Below are 23,590 nucleotides of genomic sequence, written 5' to 3' on the forward strand. Positions count from 1 at the left end.
GGCGAATTGCGGACGTGACGAGGCGTGTCGACGCCGTGCGGCCTTGGGCAAACCAAGGAGGATCAAGCAACCTGACTGCAACGGCGGATGACGCATTCGGCTAATCCGTCCTACGCGCTAAGGTGCTGGCTTTTTGGTCAGCATGAGGCACCGAATCTTGGCTTGAATATTTTATGCAATTCGCTCTAAAGTTGATTTTTGTCGATAAGGACTTGTCGAATGAACGACCAAGAACGCAGAAGCGATGCTTGGAACAACTCGGTTCATGCGGAAGGCACAAGAGTCATATTTGAACGGAGAGCCTCCCGGTTACGTCGCAAGGTTCATCTCCGAGATTTTGTTGGTTTGGCAGTACCAATATTTCTAGCCTATGTGCTCGGTTCCGAAGTCCTTGAAGCGCTCAAACCTTATCGCCCTTTGGTCATAGGTCTCCTCAGCTTCACAGCGGTCATGCAGACACTATTAGTATTGTGGTCGTTGCTGGCGAAATGGGACGAAGAACTTGCATACGATGTGAATGCTGCGCGCGAAAGCTACATGTTGAAGCAGGCTTGGAAAAAGCTTGGAAAAGGTGACACTCAGAATCTGGCCATAGAATATGACCTTCTGAACCATCAGCAATCAATCGTAGATTCTCGTGATACAGAGAAGGGCATTACAAGCAAGGAGAAAAAGCTAGGCATTCGGGCTGCTTTGATCGACGCTCAACGAAAATGTGTTTGTGGGAGCATGCCAAATAGCATGTCGACGCCTTGGTTTCCGAGCCAGAAATGCTCGGTTTGTGGAGGCAATTAGGAGGATTTAAATGGACGATGAAACTATGAGAACTTTGAGAGCGTTTAACAAGCTGAGCGACAAACAAAAAAAGGAGTTTTTAGACGCAACTAAGGGCTTTGAGATCAAAGGAAGGATCGATGAGTCGATAACAAAAAATTGGGTTTCGATGGGGCCTCTGCCGGGAGCCTGCCCTTATTGCGGAAGATCATGAACTAGCACGCAGGGCGGATTAGTGCGGCGTAATCCGCCCTACCGGCTGGTCGACAAAGATCGATTGAGTCGCGTTCTTGTTGCGAGGAAAGCCCAGCTCCGCGCCGAGAGTCTCGTAGTCGGCTATCCATTCTTCTATATGTTCGACAAGTGCATCGAGATCGGCGACGGTGACGAGGCGATCTCGTATCAGCTCGGCTCTGTCAAGGTTTGCCGTGTTGACCATAGCAACACCCGGAGAGGAGTCCGTAGCGGTCCAGAGACCATGCACGAGTTCGTTTCGCTCGGCGCGAATGTCGTCCACTCTATCAAGAAGAGCTATCACTTTTGCTGTTGCCTCGGGTTCTTTGTAAGCCTTGACGCTAAGCAATCCTCGTATGCATTTAACCTGTGTCGAATTCGAAACGATGTTGGTCACGATCGATGAGCCTCCTAAATCGGCGCCCATTAGCGTGCCGAGGAGCATCGCGACCCAGCTTTCGACCGACGCCCATAGGGTTACGACCTTACCGAGTCGAACGAGTAGTTCGGGGGCAATCGCATTCTCGTTCAAATGAACATCCTTCTTTGCCACTCATTCTTGGGTATTAGCATTCTGTTGATCTTGCATGTCACACTCCTCGGTTTCAAGGACGGAAGAGCACAGGCCGTTGGCTAACGCCGCTGGAATTGGGGCGGCTCTCAGATTGCGGCGGACTGGGCTCAGTGCTGTTGTGGTTGAAGGTTCCGCCGACGAACGTCCGTTTCGGGCTGAATGCGGACGCCGGTCATTCGGTCGCGAAGGTCTGCAGTTGACCAGGGACAAGCTCGTCAACACGGGTCGGAAGTCAATCTCCTTCATCCGGCCCGCACGGTGAAGCGTCGAGCAGCCACGTGCGGCGAACGTCGCGGACGGCTCACGCCCACGATCAGCTCGCCATGACATCTCCGTGGGTCTGCACGCCGCGCGCAAACCGGCCGAAGCGCAGCGCCAGGGTCGGCAGCACCAGCAGGTTGAGGGCCATCGAGGTCAGGAGTCCGCCGAGGATGACCACGGCCATCGGTCCCTCGATCTCGCGGCCCGGCTCGCCGGCGCCGAGCGCGAGCGGCAGCAGGCCGAGGCCGGTCACCAGCGAGGTCATCAGGATCGGCACCAGGCGGTCGGCGGCACCGGCGATCGCGGTCTCCAGAGTCCAGGCGCGGCCTTCGACGACGACCAGATGCTCGTAATGCGAGATCATCAGGATCGAGTTGCGCAGCGCGATTCCGAACAGCGTCACGAAGCCCACCATCGAGCCAAGCGACAGCACGCCGCCGGTCAGCGCGACCGCGATGACGCCGCCGACGAAGGCGAACGGCAGGTTGATCAGCACCAGCACCAGGTTGCGCCAGTGCCCGGTGACGAACGACAGCAGCAGCACGATGCCGATCGTCGCCAGCAGCGAGTTCACCAGCAGGTCGCGGCGTGATTTGGCCTGCGCCTCGGCCGCGCCGGTGAATTCGACATGGGCGCCCGGCGGCAGCTTCACCTCCTTGGCGATCTTCCGCTTGGCTGCGGCCACGAAGGATTCGAGATCGCGCCCGGCGACGTTGGCGGTGACGGTCTGGACGCGCTGCCCATTGCGATGAAGCACGACGTAGCGCCCCGCGGTGCCGTAGACGTCCGCGACCTGCTTCAGGAGGATGTAGGCGCCGCTCGGCGTCCGGATCGGCATGTTGCCGATCTCGGTCGGGCGTGCCGTCGCATCGGGGTCGAGCTTGACGATGACGTTGAAGACCACGTTGCCTTCATAGGCCTGGCCGACCACGTCGCCCTGATAGGCGGTGCGGATCAGCTCCAGCACCTCCACCGCGTCCAGGCCCCAGGATTGCAGATCGGTCGGGCGCAGGGTCACGTTGACCTGCGGCATGCCCGGCGGCGACTGCTGCTGGATGTCGATCGCGCCCCAGACCTCGCCGAGCTCGCGCGCGATGTCGCGCGCCGCGCGCTCGAGATCGTCGAGATCGGGGCCGAACACGTTGATGACCACGGCGGCGTTGAAGCCGGACAGCGTCTCCTCGATGCGCTCGGTCAGGTAGGTCTTGATCGACAGGTTGATGCCGGCGAAGTTGGCGAGCGCGGCGCGGATGCGCTGCTGCGCCAGCTCCTGCTGGTCGCCTGACAGCCCCGGCTTCAGGTCGACCTCGATCTCGCTCGAATGCGTGCCCGCGGTATCGACGCCGGCTTCGGCGCGGCCGGCATGCTGCGCCACGCTGCGGACCTCGGGGACACCCTTCAGGGCCTCGGCGATCAGCGTGCCCAGCCGCAGCGATTCGTCGAGCGAGGTCCCCGGCAGTGTTGAGACGTGGAGGATCAGGTGGCCCTCCTTCAGGTCGGGCAGGAAGGTGCCGCCGAAGAACGGCACCAGGCTTGCGCCGCCGGCGGTCACCAGCAGGGCCGTCACCATGACCGACTTGGGAAACCGGCCGAGCCGCCGCAACAGCGTCTCGTAGTGGCGGCGCGACCAGCGCACCAGTGGCGGTTCGCGTTCCTCGCGCGGCTTTTGGCCGGCCAGCAGCAGCATCGACAGCGCCGGTGTGACCGTCAGCGCGACGATCAGCGAGGCGACCACCGCGAGGATGTAGGCGATGCCGAGTGGACCGAACAGGCGGCCGGCGAGGCCCGGCAGCGCAAGGATCGGCACGAACACCAGGAGCACGGCGAAGGTCGCATAGGCGACCGCGCTGCGCACCTCGAGCATGGCATCGTAGACCACGCGCGCTTCGCTGCGCGGCGACGGCAGGCCTCGGTTCTCGCGCAGCCGGCGCACCACGTTCTCGACCCCGATCACGGCATCGTCGACGACCTCGCCGATCGCGATGGCGAGGCCGCCGAGCGTCATCGTGTCCAGGCTCTGTCCCATCCACTGCAGGGCCAGCACGGCCGAGAGCAGCGACAGCGGGATCGCGGTGCAACTGATGACGGAGGTGCGCCAGTCGTAGAGGAACAGGAACAGCACGATGATGACCAGGGCGCCGCCGATCAGCAGGGCGAACAGCACGTTCTCCGTCGCCGCATCGATGAAGGTCGCCGGACGAAACAGATCGGCGTGCAGCTTGACCTTCTCGCTGTCGAGCGCCGGCCGCAGATCCCGCAGCGCGGCCTCGACGCGCGCCGCGACGTTGCGCGTGTTGGCGCCGAATTGCTGGCTGATCATCATCATGATGCCGGGCTGGCCGTTGATCAGCGCGCCGCCGATCGGTGGCTCCGGCGCGTTCATGACCGTCGCGACGTCGCCGAGCACCACGCTGGCGCCACCCTGGTGCAGCAGGACCGTGCGCGCCAACTGCTCGGGTGTGAGCGACTGGCCCTGCGTCTGCAGGATGACCCGTTGATTGGCGGTGTCGACGAAGCCGGCGCCGCGCACGCCGGTGGCCTTGCGCGCGGCGGCGACGACGTCGTTCATGCCGACGCCGAAGCGGACCAGATCGTCGGATCGCACCTGCACCTGCAGCGACCGGATGTCCCGGCCATAGGTCGTGACCTGCGCGACGCCCGCGACCGCCAGCAGCCGTCGGCTCACGGTCCAATCGGCGATGGTGCGCAGATCCATCAGCGAGCGCTGCTCGGAGGTCAGCCCGATCGCCAGCACGGTGCCGGCCGCGGGCACCAGCGGCGTCATCGATGGCGCCCGCACGCCCTGCGGCAGGCTGCCGGCGACGACCGCGAGTCGCTCGGTCACCAATTGCCGCGCCCGGAAGACCTCGGTGCCGGGCTGGAAAATGACCGAAATGACGGACAGGCCCTGGATCGACGACGACCTCATGCTCTCGACGCCGGCGAGACCGTTGATCGCGGTCTCGATCGGCTGCGTGACCAGCACCTCGACCTGTTCGGGACTGAGACCTGGCGCCTCGGTCTGGATCGAGACCTGCGGCGGAGCGAATTCGGGAAACACGGCATAATTGGCGCTCCCCAGCGACAAGATGCCATAGCCGAGAATGGTGCAGGCCAGCGCCAGCACGATGCCGCGAAAGCGGATGGCAAACGAGATCAGCGCCGCCTGGGGGCCGGCCGCGGCGCCGCGAGCGCCGTCAATCATCGTCGCCGCCGCCGCGCAGCTCGCTCTTGGCCTCCTCCGACAACAGCACCTGCGCGCCGCGCAGGACGATCTCGGAGCCCGACGGAATGTCCTGCACGACATAGTCGTCGTCGGACACCGGCTGGTCGGTGCGGATCGGGTGGCGCTTGAAGAGATCGGGACCGGCGCGCAAATAGACCCACGAGCGGCCCTGCCATTGCACGATCGCGGTGTCCTCGACGAAGACGCCGTCGAACGACTTGCCCGAGGGTACGTAGGCGATGGTGTTCATCCCCGGCAGCAGCCCGCTGTCGCCGGCGGCGACGAAGTAGTAGCTCACGCCCTGGATGCGCGGATCCGTTCGCGGCGCAGCCGACAGATAGCGCAGATCGATGTTGACGCTGCGGGTCGGCGCCTGCGCCAGCGCACCGCGCGGCGGCGCGGCCAGAGTCACGCCGGGCGGCAGCGTGACCTGCACCAGCAACTGTTCGCGTTCGATCAGTTGCACGACCTGCGGCGAGCGCTCGATGATGCCCTTGCCGATGACGGCGCCCCATTCCTGCCGCGCCGTCGCCATCAAGGTCTTCACTTGCGATTCCGCCGCGGCCAGGGAGGCTTGATCGGTCCGGAACGTGCCCTCCGCCGCCTCGGCGTCCTTGCGCGGCATGGCCGCCGACTGCACGAGGTCGCGGGCGCGCTCGAATGCGAGCCTTGCGACGTCGAGCTTCGCTTGCGCCGTCTGCAGCTGCGCCTGCGCATTGGCGTAGTTGTTGGTCAAATCGGTCAGCCTGGCGACGTCCAGCACCGTGCCGTAGGCGCGAAATTGCTCGGGATGGGATTCCGCCGTCAGGACGGCGGTCTGGAGCCCGATCTGCTTTTGTTGCGTCGCGGAAAGCTTGACCGACGCAGGTTCGCGCTCGGCCGGACCGGCAGTCTGCGCCTGCGCGCGCGACGGCAGCGAAACCAGCGTGAACAGCACGGCACCGCATGCGGCCGCAGCCCTCGTCCGTTGCCTCACCATGCAGTCCCGGCCCCATCGATCGGGAAACGTCTGGACGACGTCGATGTCATTGCAACAACAGCTACTTCAGCTTCGAGGGTGTTTCAAGCAGCGTCGGCTGCAGAGCCATCGCATGGGATCCGGCGACATCCCCGGGCTTCTTTGGCGGGCCATCGTGTGGGGCACGGCGACGCCGTTTCGGTCGGATGCAATCACCGTATTCGGGGAGGGAACGACGCGGTGCCATGCACGCTGGCGCCAATGCTTGTGGCGCCGCCCCCTGCATGCGAGCCGCATACGCGGCGGGCTCGTGGCCGAACGGGGCCCTCAGCCGTGCTGCGGCGTGGACATCGGACGTTCGGCATGCGTCTCGATATTTCTTCTTGAGCGTTAGAAGTATTCTTAGACACATTCCAGCGTATTCGTCCGCAACCCAAGCTTGTTGTCGGCCACGCGCGCGACGCTACACAAAAAGCCAAGACTAACAAACTTCTTAGCTAAGATTTTCCTCATCGAATGACCCGGGATTTTTTCCCGATTCTCCGACGGGAGCGAGAATCGTCACATTCATCTACCTGTCGGGTCATTGATGTGACCTCACTTCGCCATACCCCTCCGCAACGAGTCGGGAGTTCCGTCGACGTTGCAGCGAGGCAAGCTTGTCCACTCTGAACCCACTCTCCGATCGCCCGGCGCACCGTGATCATGCGCAGGGCCATCCTTGTCGGTCAGCCTCTCGCCGAGCTTCCGCCGACGTTGCGGCCGACTTCAGAGAAGGATCTGTGCGATGAGCCAGCTGGTGAATGTGCGGCCCAACGAGGCCGGCGCGGGCGATCGCAAGGCGCAGGGCAGTGCAGCCGATCACGGCATGCGGCTGCTTGGTGCTATCGGCGCGGCAGCCCTGGAGCCGCAGTCGCCGACCGACGCCTGGGCGTCCTCGACGAGCGAAGCACTCGGCATGGGATCGGTCGTCGAGCCGTTGCAGGATGTGCTCGGCAGTCTGACCGAGATCATTCGTGCCGAGGGCTCCCCGGCGGAGCGTCAGCCGGATCATCCATTCGCCGACGATCATGGCTTCGCGCTCGACCAGGAGGAGCTGGCGGGCCTGCCGGGCGTGGTGATCAATACCTTCGATGTCGACGGTCCGGTCTGGCTCGCCGTCGAGGCGCTTGCCGCGACGGAGCCGCCTGCCATCGACTACGATCTCAAGACCTGGGTCGAGCCGTCGTCCGACCCCGACCGCCGTCCATCGCCGCACGAGAGCATCGTGGTCACGGTCGATGAGATCGAGAAGAACCGCCTCACCTTTGCCCGCCACGCGCGGCCCGAGGATTTTTCGCCGGCCCCGGAGCTGGGCGCCTGGACTGGACGGCTGCGCCTGGAGCAGCGTCCTGACCTCGTGCAGCGGATCGAGCGCTATATCAGCGGGCCATGGACCGCCTGGGCCGACACCGAGCGCATGCGCCGCCGGACCATGTCGATCCACCAGCGGCTGCGCGACATGGCGGCCACGGCCGGCGCCGATCAGGTCATGGAGGTCATGTGGGGCGTCGCGCTGTCGTCTTGGCGGCAGGGCGGGCGGGAATTCGAGTTGCCGCTGTTCGAGCGCGCGGTCGAGATCGAGATCATCGCGCGCCCGGATGCCGAGGTCAGGGTCCGGCCGCGTTTCGTCGGCGCAACCGTCAATTTGAGGGCGCTCGATGCCGTGGCGCCGGACGCCGCGCTTGCCGTGCGCGACAAGCCGGATCGCCTGGTCGAGGCGCTGGAGCAGCGCGCAGAGCTGTCGCCGTTCACGCCGATCGGGACCGATCAGATCCTGAGCGCCGCAGGCGTGCAATCCGGTAACAGGACGTCGCGCGATCCCGTGTCGTCGGACGGCACGCCGGCCATGGAGGCCGCCATCGCGGCGGGACGCTGGGTCATATCCGCGCGGCGGCGGCCGGAGAGCCTCGCCCTGCGCGACATCGACAGTCTCAAGACCGCGATCGAGCATGCGCCGCAGAGTGAGTGCTGCCTGTCGGGAGCCGTGAACGCGCTGCTCTCGCAGCCGGATGGACGTGGCCACGCCAATGCGCGCCGGCACCTGTCCGGCATCGTCGGGGGCCCGATCGACATTGCGCCTGCGCCCAAGCCTGCCGCGGTCGAGCAGGGTGATCTGTTCTTCCCGCTGCCGGCTGTCGCGGAGGATGTCGAGGTCGTGCGCGAGCTGTCGCGGTCGGATGGCCTGATGGTCCAGTCTGTCGCACGCGACGATCGGATCGCGGCGCTCGTCAACGTCGTCTGCCATCACCTCGCGCTCGGCTCGCGCGTCCTCGTCGTGTCCAGGGACGAGGCTGCACTTTCCCTGCTGCATCAGAAGCTGCCGCCGGCCATTCGCGAGCTGACCGTCAGCTCGACCGGCTCCGACAAGGACGTGCTCAGGAAGGCCGAAGCCCTGGCCGGCCGGCTGCAATCGATCCTGGACACGCCGAATCTGCGCGATCAGGTCGGTCAGATCGGCCGGCTCGAACGCGACATCATCTCGAAGCGCACGCAGATCGCATCGCTCGACGACGAGATCGCCGAGATAGTCCAGCGCAACCTGCGGCTCGCCGGCGGCTTGCCGGAGCTGCCGTTCGATCTGTTCAAGGCGCTGATCGGCGAACAGGAGGCGCATGCCTGGTTCACCGACCGGCCGAAGCGCCTGCTCGCGGCCACCGACCCGCTCGTCACGGCGGTCGACAAGGCACGCGAGGCGCGGCTGCGGCTTGCCGGTGATCTCAAGCACATCGATGTCGAGTTGCCAGAGCTCGCGGCGCTTCCCGACACTGCCGCGATCCTGCGTCTGCACGCGGAGCTGCAGCACCAGGCAGGGCTGACGTCGGACGCAGGCCGCGACGAGGATCTCGCGCTCGACGCCATCGCGACCTTCGGGCTCGACGCAACCAACCGCCTGGCGGCCGATCTCGATGCGCTGGTGACTGGCCATCGCGCCATCGCGGAGGCGCCCTGGCTCGCGCGTCTGTCGCCGCTCGGCACCGCCAAGGCCGACGAGCCCGTGGCTCTCGACAAGGTCGTGGGCTGGGCGCGTGATGCGTCGTTCCAGCTGTCCCGAAGCGCCGAATTCACGAGGCGCCAGGTGCAGGCGCCGGTCGAGGCGTTCACCAGGAGGGATGCGATTCGCGTGGTCGAACGGCTCGCGGCCGGCGAGAAGCCGTTCGCGCGGTTCTCGCCGTCGCGCCGCGCGCTGAAGGCCGCCGTCGAGGCCATCACGGTGGACGGGGCCGCGCCGTCGAAGCCGGCGGATTGGCAATATGTCGGGCGCTTCCTGCTGTGGCGTCACGACCTGCATGCGTTGCGCGCGCGCTGGACGTCGATCGCAACGCAGATCGATGCACCCGCGCTTCAACTGGAATCGGCGCGGGCGTTCGATGACCTCGAGCACATCGTCAGGAGCGTCGAGGCCGCCGTCGTGACGGCCGCGCTCGCCGTCCGCAACGTGGCCGATGCCTGCTCCAAGCTGTCGATGCCGGACGGCGACGTCAGGGCGATGCTGGCCGATGCACAGCGGCTGGCCGCGTTCGGCGCGGCGATCCGGACCGTCATGACGCGCGTATCGGGACCGCTGGTCGAGCTCGCTCGCCTGGGCGAGTTGTTCGCCCGGGCGGGAGAACTCGCCGTCTCTGTTCAGGATGACGTGCTGTCGCGGGTCGGTGACGCCGAGACGGAGCCCCAGGAGCTCGAAACGCGGTGGACAGGCATTCTCGCAACCATGGAGAAGATCCGCGAGGCCGGCCCGGACTACGAACTCGTCAGGACCGCCTGCCGGATGGCGACTGCGGCGGGCGCGCCGAGTCTGGCGCAGCGACTGCGGTCCGCGCCGGCCGCGGGCGAGGCGAAGGATGCGACGACGCTCGCGGAATGGGTGGCGGCGTGGAATTGGGCCGTGCTGATGCGGATCGAAAGTCCGGAGGAGCGGCAGCTGCTGCATGACCTCGCGGCTCAGCGCGCGCGGCTTGAGACGCGCTCGCTCGCCCTGTTCGAAGCGGTGATCGGTGCCCGCATGTCGCTGGCCATCGCGCAGAATGCGGGCGGCGCCGTCAGGCAAGCGGTGAAGCGGTTCAGGGACTCGATGCAGAAGATGGCGTCGGCCTGCTCCGGTCCGACCGCGCGCCGGCTTCGGTTTGCCGCGCGCAGGTCTCTTGACGGCTGGCTCGAGGAGATTCCCTGTCACGTAATGCCGGCCTGGCGTGTCGCCGAGTTGCTGCCGGCCCGGATCGGCACCTTCGATCTTCTGGTCGTCGACCACGCCTCGCGCTCGGATCTGCGCGAACTGACGGCGATGCTGCGGGCCCGCAAGGTTCTGATCAGCGACGAGCGTCACGACGACGGGACCTTGGTCGAAGCCGGCCGCAACGATACTGTTGTCAAACGCACCGAGACGACCGCGCTGCGCCGCGTTCCGCCGGCGCTGGGGCGGCTGCTGATGCCGGGTGCCTCGCTGCGCGATCTCGCCGCGATCCTCTTTCCCGAGCGCATGATCGAGCTGCGTGCGCGACCTGCCGGCGTCGAGGCGGCCTCGGTCACAGCTCAGCTGCTGCCCGCCGATACGTCCAGATCGGCCGATGCACCAGCCGCCGAGCTGCCGCGGCCGGCCCGCGCGGCTGCGCCGGCGCCGCAGCAGCGGCCGCAGCCGCGGCAGGTCATCACGACGCACTCGCTCGAAGAGGAGATCGCCACTGTCGCGAAATATCTCTCGATGGCGCGCCGCTCGGGGACGGACATCGTCACGTCTGCCGCGGGCAAGCCGGGCGCGCCCGCGATAGCGCAGCGTGCCGAGAGCCGCGCGGCTGCGCCCAAGCCCTCGCCGGAGATTCGCGTTCTGCGCCGGCGTCCGCCGCGCGAGCCGGCCGCGGACATCGTGACGCCGGCTTCGGCTCCGCCCGAGCTTCCGGCCGTCGAGGAGCCGGCCACGGTCGAGCCGACCCAACCGCGCGCGACCATCGTCGCCGAAGCGCCGATCATTGTCGCCGATCGGCTCGCGGTGCCGCAGCGCCCTGGCGAAAGCAAGGTGGTCACAGCAGAGATCGACGCGAAGTCCGCGAGCGCCGCGCCGGCAGAGCCCGTGAAGACAGGCGTCGTTGCGACATCCGCTGCGGCAGCGGCTTCTGCCACCACTGAGCCTGCCGCCGCTGCCGCGGCTCCAGCCTCTGTTGCGGAGTCCGTAACGCCGGCGGCAGAGATCAAGATTCACCCTTCTCTCGTCGAGATGGCGTTCAAGGCGACGGAGAACGCCGCGGCACCACGCCGCCGTGTGCCGAGCCGGCGCGTGATGGCAGTTGCCGCGGCCGGGCTGCTGGCGATCGTCGGTGCGGCGGTGTCCTGGGAGCGCGCGTCGGAATGGATCCAGCCGGCCCTGAGCGGTGCGACGGCAGCGTCCGCGCTGCCGAGCGAACCGGGCGCCCGCAAGGTCAATGCGGAGCGGATTACGCCGGAGGCCAAGCCGGCGATCGCCGCTGCGGCCGAGGAGCATGCCACGGTCGGCATGAGCGTGCCGGTCAGCACACCGGCGCAGGCGTTCCTCTATCACGAGGATCCGCAGGATCCGAAGGGCAAGCGTTATCCTGGCAAGGTCACCTGGTCGATCGAGCAGAGCAAGGGGCCGCGAGTCGATGCGGCGCCGGCGATCAAGGGGGAGATCGAGATCGAGAACGGCACCAAGGCCACGATCTCGCTGCGGCGGAACGCCGACATGGAGATGCCGGCGAGCCACATCATGGAGCTCAAGTTCGACTGGCCGGATCAGTCGGTGAGCGGCCTGACCAGCCTGAGGGGCATCGGCCTGAAGGGCGAGGAGGCCGAGCGCGGGACGGCGCTGGTGACCCAGACCGCCCGGGTGACACCGAAATACTTCATGGTCGCGCTGTCCGCCAACGAGGTCGACACCAAGCGCAACCTGCTGCTTCTCAAGGGCAAGCAGTGGTTCGACATTCCGATCGTCTACGAGGGCGGCAACCGGGCGCTGCTGTCGATCGAGAAGGGATCCGACGGCGACCGCGTGTTCAAGGACGTGTTCGCGAGCTGGGGTCAGTAACGGGGTTGGCGGGCATCACGAGCGAGGACAGCATGAGCGAGAGTTCAGCGTTGCAATGGCTGCGGGCTCCCAAGCTCGCCGAGGATGCGCTGCCGGAGGATTCCCGCGCGGTGGCTTGCCGGCGATGCGGCCGCACGGTGCAGGTCTCGCTCAGCCCGATGCGTCCGCCGAGCTTCCTGCGCGTCGAGGATCAGGTCGAGTGTCCCGAGGTGCAGGAGCGCTGGACCGGCAAGAGCGAAGGCGGGCTGTTGCTGATGATGTGCGGCGCGCTCGAGCAGTCGCTCGATGCCGAATGGGAGACCGCAGAGCCGGAGGGTGCGGCTCGACGAGAAGCTGCGCCAGTCTCTCCGGTGCGCCCGTCGCTTGCGCCGGCGGCGTCCGGTCCGGACAGATGGGACGACGGCAGCGACGATGATCAGGAGGAGACGGGTGAGGGCGGCCGGCTGAACGTCCTCCTCGCACCGGCTCCAGGACGTCGCAAGAAGCTGATCCGCGGAGCGCTCGGCGTCGGGGTCCTCGGCATCGTCTTCCTCGGCGGCGTGCTGCTGCCGTTACGCGAGATCAGGCTGCTGATTCAGGCGCCGCCTGGGTCAGGATCATCGAGCTCGCAGCAGGAGGCGCAGTCCGCCGTGCCGCTGCCTCCGCCGCGCCGGATCCTGCTGGAAGCCGCCAGCGCGCCCCAGGACGTTGCGCGATCGCCGTCCAGCGCCTTCATCGCGCCGCGTCAGCCGGCTCCTGCACTCGAGGCAACGCTGGCGCGATCATCCGGCACCGCGGCGATCCCGCCGGCGCCGGACGCCGAGCCGAAGCTGCGCGTGCCCGAGCTGGTTGCGATCGCCGGCGGCAGTTTTGCGATGGGCGGCGACGACGAGTCCGAGCAGCCGTCGCATCAGGTCAGCGTGCGACCGTTCTCGCTCGGCAAGCATCCCGTGACGATCGGCGAGTGGAAGCAGTGTGTCGCGGCGGCAAGCTGCGCCGACATCGCGGCCGGTGCGGATGATCGTCCGGTCACCAACCTGAGCTACGACGACACGCAGGCCTATCTCGCCTGGCTGTCGAAGGCGACCGGCAAGGCGTTCCGGCTGCCGACCGAGGCCGAGTGGGAATATGCCGCGCGCGGCGGCCAGCGCACCCGCTATTGGTGGGGCGATCGCATGCGCCCGGGGATGGCCAGTTGCAAGGGCTGCAACGGCACGGGGGACGCCGAGACGGATCAGCCGCCGAAGATCGGCAGTGTCCAGGCCAATCCTTACGGCCTGTTCGACATGGGCGGCGGCGTCGGCCAGTGGGTCGCCGACAACTGGCATAAGAACTACAGGGGCGCGCCGGCGGATGGATCGGCCTGGCTCGAGGAGGGCAGCTATGCCCGCGTCATCCGCTCGGGATCGTGGAAGAACGGCGCCGCCGATGCGCGGGCCGGCAGTCGCGACCGCTATGACGGCCGCATCCGGCATCCGACCCTGGGCTTCCGCGTCGCGCTCTCACCATAGGGGATTTGCATGCTGCCGAGGTCTGCGCGACTCTGCCTTATCCTGACCGCATCGCTCGTGCTCGCGCCGTCATTGGCGCCAGCCAAGGGAACGAAGGCTGCGAAGGATGCCCGCGTGTATTTCATCTCTCCTGCGGATGGGGAGACGGTGACCGGACCCTTCATCGCCCGCTTCGGACTGCGCAACATGGGCGTCACCCATGCGGGCGACGATTTCGCCGGCAGTGGCCATCATCATCTTCTGGTCGACGTCGACGAGACGATGCAGGCCGGCGAGGAGATTCCGCGTGACAAGAAGCACGTTCATTACGCAGCGGGGGAGACCGAGGCGCGGATCGAATTGTCGCCCGGCAAGCACACGCTGCAGCTGGTGCTGGGCGACACCAGGCATCTCAACTTCGATCCGCCCGTGATCTCCGAGAAGATCATGATCACGGTGAGCAAGCCGAACGGAGGCGAGCAGGAGGCGCGGGCGACGCGCAGCGTCACCGTCCGAAACCGACCGCAGATCCGGTCCGTACCAGCCGAGCCGCCGGCCCAGCCCGAGCCTTCGCCGGAGATGACGAAGTCGCCCGAGAGCTCCGACTTCATCAGCCGCGTCTTCTCCGGGACGAAGTGACGACCTCTCCATTCCCAACCAGGGCTATCGCATATGAAGATCTGAGTGTTTCGCTGCGCTGCCTCCACGTCGTCATGCCCGGGCTCCGTCCCGGGCATCCACGTCCTTCCCAGGATGCCGAACGACGTGGATGGCCGGGACGGAGCCCGGCCATGACGGTGTGGAAGGAGCCGACCTCAAACTTGTATCGTCAAGTGCGATAGCCCTGATTCCCAATGGCCGGGCGCGTGATGCGCGTCGGCTTGCGCGCGACCGTGGGACGCAAGCTCGGTCGCTCCTCGAGGATCCATCGCTGAGGGCGGCGCCTGTCGCGCGATGGCGGCAAGGACGATCCACCATCCGGCAACGGTCGCTCGTCCGGGCGCGCGTCCATGGCAGATCCCGATGCAAGCGGGGACGTCGTCGCCGAGGCATCCGACACGTCGTTCTCCTGCAGCGACTCGCCATCCTGGTCGGCAGTCCGTGTCGGCAAGAGTATCGCCCGCGTCCAGGATCAGGATGGCCTTGCCGTTGTCCGCACGGATGTGCGTCTGACGGCCGCTAGATCCGTTCGCAAGCAGCCGCATCGTCATCGTCCACCACCGATCTCGATCTGGTCGTGCGAACGATCGCGATGCTCAGAAAATTTTTCTGAGGCTTAAGGTCGCAGCCTTGTAGCTGTCGGTTCCTTTCTCGCCTCACCATGGTCACAGCGGCAATCGGGCGGGAGTGTGGTCCCGCACGCCGCGCCGGCCACGCCTTGTGCGGGAGCAAAGCGCATACGCCTCACGACGATGCTGCTACATCCTTGCGAATCAATATCAGTTGCAACGCGCAGGGAACCCGGCACGGGGTCGAGTCCTGAAGAGATCAGTAGCCTGCTGACATGGTTCGATCCTGACTGGACCGCATGTGAGTTCGCATCTCAGCGACATTGCGGCCGGATGCGGAACGTTTCGAGCCGCGCCTGCGTGGTCGAGGCCATCCACCGCGGACGATGACGTCCAAGTTTCGTTGAAATCTCCCTCCCCTTTGTAGTCCGCGCATCGAGCGCTGTTGGCGCCGATGGCGCAGTCTTCGAGGAGGGATTTCATAATGAAGGTCATCAAACTGTTAGGCGTGGCTTTGGCGGCGGGTCTGGCGTCGGGCTCCGCGGCGCTCGCCGACGGCTACAAGGATTGCACCAGGCTCGACAAGGCGTCGTGGAAGACCACCGCCGAAGCCGAGGCGAAGGCGAAGGCCGCGGGCTACGAGGTTCGGCAGACCAAGATCGAGGGCACCTGCTACGAGGTTTACGGTGTCAAGGGCGGCAAGCTCTATGAGCTGTTTTACAGCCCCGAGGACCTCGCGCTGAAGCACACCAAGGCGAAGTGATCTGATGGTCATGCGTGACGCAGGCCAGGCGCAGCGGAGCGTCGCCTCCCCGACGCCGGCGAACTCACGTCCGGGGACCGTGGCGGTCTGGGATTTTCCGCTGCGCGTCTGGCACTGGTCGCTCGCGGCCTTCGTGCTCGTCGCCTGCGTCACGCCCAACACCTTCGATCGCCTGCACCGCCTCGCGGGCTATGCCGTCATCGGTCTTCTCGCCTTCAGGCTGATCTGGGGGCTGATCGGCAGCCGTCATTCGCTGTTCGCGCGGATCAGCCTCAAGCTGCGGGCGGCGCCTCAGTATATCGTGGGCATGCTGCGCGGAGAGACGGGACGCTATCTCGGGCTGAACCCGGCGGGGGCCGCGATGCTGGTCGTGATGCTCGCGCTTCTGATCGTCTCGACCATCAGCGGCGTCATGCAGGTCTCGGTCCGGTTCTTCGGCGTCGGCTGGATCGAGCAGGCGCATGCGCTGTCGTCCAATGCCATCATCGCCCTGATCGCCGTGCATGTGCTCGGCACGGTGTGGATGAGCTTGCTGCAGCGGGAGAACCTGATGCGCGCGATGGTCACGGGACGCAAGCGCGTGCCGGGCATCATGCGCGCCGCGCCGGCGCGCAGCGTCGCACGCCAGAGCCCGGAGCCCGAGCCCGTGGCGGACGAGGAGCAAATATCCGTCGTCCCCGATCTGCCGCCCCTGCGCGTGAATCCGGCGCCCGGCGCCGCGAAGCCTGCGCGTATGCCGCGATCCCTCAGCGTTCACGACAGGCGGCTGGGGGTCGGCAGGTGAGACGGCGGGCATCGGTCGTGTGCGCTCGCCGGCGATATGGGCGAGCAGGCCCGCGCCTGATTTCATTTCTGGTGCGCGCGAGGCTCGTCCGCGCACGGCTCGAGGCGGATGGACGCACACGCACATTGCGGCCCATGCCGCATGAGACCGGCACGAGCGCGTTCCTTCGTGCATTTCGCTTGCACTCGTCTCCATGAGCCGGTGCATGAGGATCGCGCATGTGCCGTGCGCAGCGTAAGCGGTCGATCGTGAGTCTCGTGCGGTTCGCGCCGTGCGCGACGGCGCTACATGACCTGTCGTGTCTCATATCAGCACAGCTGCGAGCCAAGGCGATCGTGCTGCTCCCGACCGCGGAGACCGCTGATGTTCGTCATTGTCATTCGGCGCGCGTCGGCGATGCTCGAGCCGACGCGTCTGCGCGGCGCCTCGACGCCGAACAACTAATAAATTCGCGCGCTTTGTCGCACACAACGATGTTGTCAAATTTCGACACGGCAAATTGCCGCATTCGGGACTTCATAGTCGTTCTATGAAGTGTCGGAGACTCGTCGAAGCAGGCGAGCGCCGGAAGACGTTCGGCACATTCGGGTGAATTCGGGACAGGGACATAAATCATGAATCTCTTTGGGAAGGGACAGGCAGCGGGAGCCGCCGTGCTGTTGATCGCGGCGTTCGCGCTGCCGGCAGGAGCGGCTGAGACGACCATCGAGATATCGGTCAAGGACAACAAGTTTCAGCCGGCGGAGATGAAGGCGCCGGCCAACACGCCGATCGTGTTCAAGGTCAAGAATCTGGATGGCGCGCCGGTCGAGTTCGAGAGCGAGCCGCTGGAGTTCGAAACGGTGATCAAGCCGAACATGGAAGGCGTCGTGAAGGTCAAGGCGCAGAAGCCGGGACGCTACGAATTCTTCGACGATTTCCATCAGGGCAACAAGGGCGCGCTGATCATCGAGTGATCCGGCCTTCGGTCCCGCGGCGCCGTGATGCCGGAATGCGTCACGCCGCGGGCGCCGCGCTTCGCAGGTTGCCGAACTCGACGGAGACGAGGCTTTTTGGAACGGGCAGCACGAGAGACGGTCGCTTCCAGACGTGGCATCGGTCGCGACGTCTCACGGTGCCAGGAGGAGACGGTGGCGATCACCGTGCTGCTCGTGACGCTGCTTGGAGCCGCGCCGTCGTCCGCTGAGACCGTCGTTCCGAGCAGCCAGGTGAGAGCCTATGCAGATCCCGGAGCCTCCGACGGGGGGCCGGTGGTAGTCGTGCCCAATCGCCGCCGGCAGCCGGCGCGGCCTGCCAACGGCAACGGACCGCTGGTCATTCCGCAGGTGATCGTTTCGCCTGGTGGCGTCGAGCCGGAGCCCAAGGCGGCCACCCAGGTGGACGAGGCTCCACCGCCGCGGCCGCGATCTCCGGTCGATGCCGGAGCGGGCGCGCTTCCGCAGGCCGCGCGCCGCGAGCCGGCGCCGCGCCTGGCGCCTGTCCGCAATGGCTTCTTCGGCACACCGTCAGCCGGCCTTCTGGTCGGTGGCTGCCTGTCGACGCCGGGCCGGTTGTCGGTCACGAACGTCCCCAATCGCTGCCTGGACGCGCTGGCGTTCGCCGTCAGTCCGCCGCCGGCGACGCGCGGCGTGCTGCCGCGCAATCTGCCGCCGATTCCGCGACAGGATGCACAGCCGATTCCGCCCGTTCTGGCCGACAAGCCCAAGATGCGGCTGCCGCCGGTGAACAAGGGGCAGAAGCCGCAGGATCAGCCGCAGCCGCCGATGATGGAGGAAGACCCCTATGAGCCCAAGGGCATCACGGTGGGAAACTTCATCCTGAAGCCTGCGTTCGAAATGTCCTCAGGCTTCGACAGCAATCCCGGCCGTGTGCCGCAGGGCAAGGGCTCGGCCTTCGTCAGCGTTGCGCCGGTCCTGCTCGTGCGCTCTCAGTTCGAGCGGCATCTGCTCAACGCCGATGTGCGCGTCGGCTACATCGACTATGCAAAGCTCCGGCAGCTCAGCAGGCCTACCGTCGACGCCAAGGTGAATGGGCGCTACGACATCACCGATACGTTTGCGCTCAACGGCGAGGGCCACGTTGCCGTCGATGCCGATGATCCCGGCACGCCGCGCTTCGCCGGCCGGTTCGCCAGGATTCCGCTGGCCTCCACCGTCGGCGGCTCCGCCGGCGTCACCAAGCGGTTCGAGGAGGTCGAGGTCTCGACCAAGGCCGCTATCGACCGCGTCGCGTTCCAGAACGCGCCGCTCGTCGATGGCCAGATCGTCAGCAATGCCGATCGCAACTTCGTCCAATACGGCTCGCAGAGCCGCATCACCTACAATCTGACGCCGGAGATCCGCCCCTTCGTCGACGTCGCCGTCGATCGCCGCGTTCACGACATCGCGGTCGATGCCGAAGGCTTCCGCCGCGACTCCACCGGGACGGCGGTCGAGGCCGGCGTGACATTCAACTACGCCGACAAGCTGACCGGCGACGTCGCCGTCGGCTACCTGACGCGCCGCTACCAGGATCCGATGCTCAAGCCGGTCAACGGCTTCATTGCCGATGCCAATCTGACATGGCAGTTCGCCAAGGAGACGGCGATCGCGCTGGGGGCCAAGTCGCAGGTGGTGGAGATCACCGAGCCCGGCATTTCCGGCGTGCTCAAGCGCGACGTCACCGTCGGCGTCGAGCATCAGTTCGAGCCCTGGCTCATCGGCACGTTCCTCGCCGGCTATGGCGAGGACGCGTTCACCGGCACGACGCGGGTCGACAACCGCTACCTGGTCGAGCTCGGCATGCTCTACAAGTTCTCACGCCTGCTGCAGCTCAGGGCCAGCGTCCGGCGCGAGGAGACGCGCTCCAACTTCCGCGAAAACAACCTGTCGGCGACCGTGGTGCAGGTCGGGGCACGGGTGCAGTACTGATCGGCAGCCCGGCACGCACCCGCGCGCGGCATCTGTGGTCTTCTGAGGACGTGCCTGGAGATCGCGCTTCTTGTCGTGACGCAGCCAACAGTCATCCCCCGGGCAAGGCCGCAAGCCTGGAAGCCGGAGTTTCCCGCTCTGGCTTCGCCGTGTAGTACAGCTCCCCTGCAACGGGTGGACGCGCGGCGGGAGTGCCCGGCTCCAGTCTCCAAAATGAAATGCAGCGCCCACGACGTGAGCGCTGCCAGGTCCGGATCTGCGCGGCAGTCCGGCCGCGACTATTTCTTCTGATTGAAGTTCACGTCGAGGCTGAAGCTGAACTGATCGTCCGTCAGTCCGGACGGCGGTGCAGGCACAGGGTCGGAGCGGCGGATCATCGCCAGCGCGGCATCATCGAACATCGAGTCGCCGCACGACTGCATGACGGACGCGGACACCACCTTGCCGGCCCGGCTCAGCACCAGCGCCACCTTGACCGTGCCATTGTGCTTCTTGCCTTCCGGATAGCGCTTGTGCAGTTCGAAATAGGCGCTGATCTTGCGGCCCCAATCGTTGGTCAGCTTCTGCTTGTCCTTGCCCATTCCCGGATTGGGGGCCTTGGCCGTCTCGGCCGGCGGCGCGGCCTCGTCCAGCGCCTTGCGGGCCGATTCCTCCTGCGCGGCAGATGCGACCGACGCCTCGGCCTGCTCAGTCGCCTGCTGCTGTTCCTCCTTCTCCGGCTTCTTGGGTTCGTTCTGCGTGACGACCCGATCGGCCTCCTCCTCGGTTTCGGTCGGCTTGTCCTTGACGGCGTCGGACTCCTTGACTTCGGCGGTCTGCTGCATCTGCTCCGGCGCAGCTTCGGCCGCGTCGCTGTCGGGACCCGGCGGAAGATCGTTGTCCTCGACCTGGGGCGAGGCTATCTCGAGCGCGAATTCGGCGCCGGCCGCGCCGAGGCCGCCGTCCACGTCATTGCCGCTGAGATGGACGACCGCGAGCGCGGCGCCGCCACCGTGCAACATGAGGGCGCCGATCGCGGCTGAGATCCACAAGCGGCGCGACGCTCCCTGATACTTGTGTTCGACCATTCTTCAGTTCCGTCGTTTCACTGGTTTCAATGTGCAGCCTGGGCGGCGGCCTGTGAGACGCCTTCGACAGTCACGAGCTTGATCTTCGGATAGCCGCCGGTCCGCAGCAGCTCCATCACGTCCATCAGCTCTCCATACGCCACGCCCCGGTCGGCGCGCAGGAAGATGAACTTGTCCTTCGCTGCCTCGGGGATGTGTTCGAGGGTGCTCACCAGGCTCGCCCGTTTCACCTGCTCCTCGCCGACGAACAGTGTCAGATCCGGCTTGATGCTGACATAGATCGGCTTGTCCGGCTTCTTCTGCGGCGTGGCCGTCGATGTCGGGAGATCGACAGGCACGTCGACCGTCGACAGGGGTGCCGCCACCATGAAGATGATCAGCAGCACCAGGATCACGTCGATGAAGGGCGTGACGTTGATGTCACTGGTCTCGCCGAGATCATCGTCGCCATCGCCTTCCGAGAGAGAAACGGCCATGGAGCTACTCCGCTGCCAGCGCCATCGGAGGCGCTGAGTGGACGTGGATCGGCTCGAAGCGCTCGCCGTGATGGCTGCTGTGGTGGCTCTGGCCGCGATCGAGATCGCGCGACAACATCCGGGCGGTGGCGCCGGAGGACCGGTTCACCAGCTCCATGTAGCCTTTCGTCACCCGCGTGAAGTGATTGTAGATGATCACGGCCGGGATCGCGGCGACGAGGCCGATGGCGGTTGCGAGCAGCGCTTCGGCGATGCCGGGCGCGACGACGGCGAGGTTGGTGGTCTGCGACTTCGAGATGCCGATGAAGCTGTTCATGATACCCCAGACCGTGCCGAACAGGCCGACGAAGGGCGAGATCGAGCCGATCGTGGCGAGCAGGCCCATGCCGGTCCGGCAACGCCGGCCCTCGGCACGCACGATCTCGGAGAAGCTCGACGCAGCGCGCTCGTTGACGCCGTGAGACGGCAGCTCGGACGACATCCTGATTTCGTGCATGGCGGCATCGATCAGGGTCGTCAGCACGTTCTGCCGTGATCCCAGCGCGAGCTTGGCTTCCGACAGCCAGCGTACGTCGTCGACCTTGCGCAGCGCGCGGCTCAGCTTCCGGCGCAGGATGGAGAACTCGATGGTCTTGGCGATGAAGACGGTCCAGGTCGCGAGCGAGGCGAGCGCAAGCCCCATCATGACCGACTTCACGAGAACGTCGGCGGCCAGGAACATCGACCATGGCGACAGATCATGCGGAACGTGAGCTGACGGCTGCGCGCCGCCTTGCGCCGGCTTCTCTGCCTGGTCCTTCGCCTTGTCGCCCGCTGCCGCGTCAGTCACGGCTTCGGCCGCCGTCGACGGTCGGGTGTCGGTCGTTGCGGCCGCCGGCGGCTGGCTCGGTGCCGCGGCTTGCGGCGTGGAAGCAGACGGAGCCGGCGCAGCCGTCGGTGCGACGCCGCTGGTCGTCGGAGCCGCGGGCGCAGGCGCCGCGACCTGCGGCGCGGGCGCGGCCTGGGCAACGGCCGGCGCCGTGGATGCCTGTCCCGTCGTCACCGGCTTCGGTGCCATGCTCTGAGCCGGAGCCGCATGCGCAGCGGGAGTCGACGCACCGGCCGCGGTGTTGACGGGCGCAACTGCAGGCGCCTGCGCGGTGGCGGCTGTCGTCGGAGTCTGAACGGCTTTCGCTCCGGTCGCATTCGCTGGATTTGATGCTGTGGTCTGCGGCGCTGTTGCAGCCTGGCCAGGTCTCGGCGACGTGGCCGGCTGCTCGGCATGCGCCATGGCGCCGGCCGAAACGGCTGCGATCACCGCTCCTACTTGAAGAACGATCCTGAACATGTTGCTGAACACCCCTTGGTAGTTAACCGCTCCGTAATGTTTCCAGTCCTAACCCGGCTGTTTTGAGACGCCGCGTTGACTCAAAGCGGGAACATCGATGTCGGCCGTTGCCGCCGTGGGTGCGATGCCAAACGAAAAATCGAATCGTGCGACCTGCGTAGCAGCTCTCGATGGCGTGCACCGCGTCTTAACTCCCTGAAAGTCCTGCCGTGAGGCGGATGCGCGTTGCGCGGCGTCGCCAATGCGGCTGCCTGTCACGCAAATGCCGCCGTTCGGTCTTCCATCAATTCTAATTAGTCGGTGGGGCGTGACGGGCCTGTTCGGCCGGTGCGAGGACTTATGCGTGCATCTGTGATCCCGTCCGACAAGCCAGAAGGCCTCGGTACCGAATCATCGTGCTGCTGAGATCGGCATGGTTCGAAACATTCCGTGCGCCGCGCGACTCTCGTTTCGTCGTGATCAACGTCGATTTCGGCTGCAAAGGATGGCCGTAGTTCGCGAAGCGCACGAGCTCTCCGGCATGGAGAATCGCGGAGCTCGCCGGTGACGATCTGCCGGAAGCCAAAGACGCGGATCAACTGAGAAGAGATAGCTGCCGCATGCGAGCTCGGATGGGGGTCCATCGCGAGCGCCGAGAACAGCGCTACAGCGAGCGGTCGCCATCCAAACGAATGAGCCGGGCTGCATCTCGTGCAACCCGGCTCAAAGGCGATCGAACTCAACGTGATCGGCGCGATTGGGGACGGAAGTTCAGTTCTCCGCCCAGTAGCGGATCAGGTTGTGATAAAGGCCGGTCAGCCGCACCATTTCCGGATCGTCGCGCCCCATCCGCTGCGACAAACCCTGGATCGTCGTATCGAGATCGAAGATCATGCTGCGCGCGAGGGGATCGCGGATCATGCTCTGCAGCCAGAAGAACGAGGCGACGCGGACGCCGCGCGTCACTGGCGTGACCATGTGCAGGCTCGAGGCGGGGTACAGCACGAGGTCGCCGGCGGGCAGCTTCACCTCGTGCGAGCCGTACAGATCCTCGATCACCAGCTCGCCGCCATCGTAGTCCTCCGGCTCGGAGAGGAACAGCGTGACCGAGAGGTCGGTGCGAATGCGCAGGCCGGTGAGCTTGTCGCCGCGCACCGCGTTGTCGACGTGGATGCCGAAATGGTGGCCCGACTGCGCGCTGTAGCGGTTGAACAGCGGCGGAAAGATCTGCTGCGGGATCGCGGCGGCGAGAAAGCGCGGATTGGCGGTCATCGCCGAGATGATGCGGTGGCCGAGCTTGCGCGCCACCTCGCTGTCGGGCGGCAACTGCTCGTTGCGCTTGACCATGGCCGACTGGGCGCCGGCCGTCGAGCGGCCGTCCTCCCAGTCGCTGGAGTCCATGATGCGGCGGAAATCCGCCACATCGTCTTTGCTCAGAATTCCGGGGACACAGATCAGCATGAACTCATCACTTGATGTAGGCCCCG

17 protein-coding genes are annotated in these 23,590 nt (G+C 66.0%); 10 read left to right on the forward strand and 7 right to left on the reverse strand.

Features of this window, described 5'->3' with window-relative positions; all coding sequences use genetic code 11:
* Positions 1–219 precede the first annotated feature (219 nt).
* Together ACQR1D_RS06575 and ACQR1D_RS06580 are read left to right on the forward strand one after the other, a co-directional pair.
* Complete coding sequence (locus ACQR1D_RS06575) at positions 220–795, forward strand: mobilome CxxCx(11)CxxC protein (RefSeq protein ID WP_434893751.1); 576 nt, start codon at positions 220–222, stop codon at positions 793–795.
* A gap of 10 nt (positions 796–805) precedes the next feature.
* Entirely contained in the window at positions 806–988 is a 183-nt protein-coding gene (locus tag ACQR1D_RS06580) for a hypothetical protein (protein WP_434893750.1), read from the forward strand.
* 18 nt (positions 989–1,006) lie between these two features.
* On the opposite strand, the gene ACQR1D_RS06585 is transcribed toward ACQR1D_RS06580, so the two are convergent.
* From ACQR1D_RS06585 to ACQR1D_RS06595, 3 genes are all read right to left on the reverse strand, one after another.
* Positions 1,007–1,561, reverse strand: a complete 555-nt coding sequence (locus ACQR1D_RS06585) for a hypothetical protein (protein ID WP_434893749.1) — start codon at positions 1,559–1,561, stop codon at positions 1,007–1,009.
* 334 nt (positions 1,562–1,895) lie between these two features.
* A complete protein-coding gene (locus ACQR1D_RS06590) occupies positions 1,896–5,048 on the reverse strand; it encodes an efflux RND transporter permease subunit (RefSeq protein WP_434893748.1) in 3,153 nt (1,050 codons plus the stop codon).
* Positions 5,041–6,048 (reverse strand): efflux RND transporter periplasmic adaptor subunit, encoded by a 1,008-nt coding sequence (locus ACQR1D_RS06595; protein ID WP_434893747.1) that lies wholly within the window; start codon positions 6,046–6,048, stop codon positions 5,041–5,043. Before ACQR1D_RS06595 ends, ACQR1D_RS06590 begins: the two co-directional genes overlap by 8 nt.
* 766 nt (positions 6,049–6,814) lie before the next feature.
* On the opposite strand from ACQR1D_RS06595, the gene ACQR1D_RS06600 reads away from it, so the two are divergent.
* The 7 genes from ACQR1D_RS06600 to ACQR1D_RS06630 all read left to right on the forward strand — a co-directional run bounded on the left by ACQR1D_RS06600 (position 6,815) and on the right by ACQR1D_RS06630 (position 19,254).
* Positions 6,815–12,100 carry an AAA family ATPase gene (locus tag ACQR1D_RS06600; RefSeq protein WP_434893746.1) on the forward strand — a complete coding sequence of 1,762 codons (5,286 nt, stop codon included), beginning with the start codon at positions 6,815–6,817 and terminating at the stop codon, positions 12,098–12,100.
* Between the two features lie 32 nt (positions 12,101–12,132).
* Positions 12,133–13,590 (forward strand): formylglycine-generating enzyme family protein, encoded by a 1,458-nt coding sequence (locus tag ACQR1D_RS06605; RefSeq protein ID WP_316236755.1) that lies wholly within the window; start codon positions 12,133–12,135, stop codon positions 13,588–13,590.
* 9 nt (positions 13,591–13,599) lie between these two features.
* The gene (locus tag ACQR1D_RS06610; RefSeq protein WP_315802675.1) at positions 13,600–14,208 is read left to right on the forward strand and encodes a DUF4399 domain-containing protein; all 609 of its coding nucleotides are present in this window, start codon (positions 13,600–13,602) and stop codon (positions 14,206–14,208) included.
* Between the two features lie 1,074 nt (positions 14,209–15,282).
* The gene (locus tag ACQR1D_RS06615; protein WP_434839615.1) at positions 15,283–15,561 is read left to right on the forward strand and encodes a PepSY domain-containing protein; all 279 of its coding nucleotides are present in this window, start codon (positions 15,283–15,285) and stop codon (positions 15,559–15,561) included.
* 10 nt (positions 15,562–15,571) lie between these two features.
* Positions 15,572–16,345: a cytochrome b/b6 domain-containing protein gene (locus ACQR1D_RS06620; RefSeq protein ID WP_315802869.1), complete on the forward strand. Its 774-nt coding sequence runs from the start codon at positions 15,572–15,574 to the stop codon at positions 16,343–16,345.
* A 614-nt stretch (positions 16,346–16,959) separates the two neighbouring features.
* A complete protein-coding gene (locus ACQR1D_RS06625; RefSeq protein ID WP_315802677.1) occupies positions 16,960–17,301 on the forward strand; it encodes a cupredoxin domain-containing protein in 342 nt (113 codons plus the stop codon).
* 174 nt (positions 17,302–17,475) lie between these two features.
* Positions 17,476–19,254 carry an outer membrane beta-barrel protein gene (locus tag ACQR1D_RS06630; protein ID WP_434893745.1) on the forward strand — a complete coding sequence of 593 codons (1,779 nt, stop codon included), beginning with the start codon at positions 17,476–17,478 and terminating at the stop codon, positions 19,252–19,254.
* Between the two features lie 278 nt (positions 19,255–19,532).
* On the opposite strand, the gene ACQR1D_RS06635 is transcribed toward ACQR1D_RS06630, so the two are convergent.
* From ACQR1D_RS06635 to exbB, 3 genes are read right to left on the reverse strand one after another with little or no spacing between them, the layout of a single operon-like run.
* Positions 19,533–20,321 carry a TonB family protein gene (locus ACQR1D_RS06635; RefSeq protein ID WP_434839617.1) on the reverse strand — a complete coding sequence of 263 codons (789 nt, stop codon included), beginning with the start codon at positions 20,319–20,321 and terminating at the stop codon, positions 19,533–19,535.
* 26 nt (positions 20,322–20,347) lie between these two features.
* Positions 20,348–20,797, reverse strand: coding sequence for a TonB system transport protein ExbD (gene exbD, locus ACQR1D_RS06640; protein WP_315736414.1), 450 nt, complete (start codon positions 20,795–20,797; stop codon positions 20,348–20,350).
* A gap of 4 nt (positions 20,798–20,801) precedes the next feature.
* Complete coding sequence (exbB, locus tag ACQR1D_RS06645) at positions 20,802–21,626, reverse strand: tonB-system energizer ExbB (RefSeq protein WP_434893744.1); 825 nt, start codon at positions 21,624–21,626, stop codon at positions 20,802–20,804.
* Between the two features lie 25 nt (positions 21,627–21,651).
* Here exbB and ACQR1D_RS06650 point away from each other — a divergent pair, with 25 nt between their 5' ends.
* Positions 21,652–21,861, forward strand: coding sequence for a hypothetical protein (locus ACQR1D_RS06650; protein WP_434893743.1), 210 nt, complete (start codon positions 21,652–21,654; stop codon positions 21,859–21,861).
* A 1,013-nt stretch (positions 21,862–22,874) separates the two neighbouring features.
* On the opposite strand, the gene ACQR1D_RS06655 is transcribed toward ACQR1D_RS06650, so the two are convergent.
* Positions 22,875–23,564, reverse strand: a complete 690-nt coding sequence (locus ACQR1D_RS06655) for a Fe2+-dependent dioxygenase (RefSeq protein ID WP_434839619.1) — start codon at positions 23,562–23,564, stop codon at positions 22,875–22,877.
* Between the last annotated feature and the right edge of the window lie 26 nt (positions 23,565–23,590).

Origin of the sequence: Bradyrhizobium sp. HKCCYLRH2047 (assembly GCF_051168175.1) — a bacterium.
In the GTDB taxonomy this organism is placed as follows: domain Bacteria; phylum Pseudomonadota; class Alphaproteobacteria; order Rhizobiales; family Xanthobacteraceae; genus Bradyrhizobium.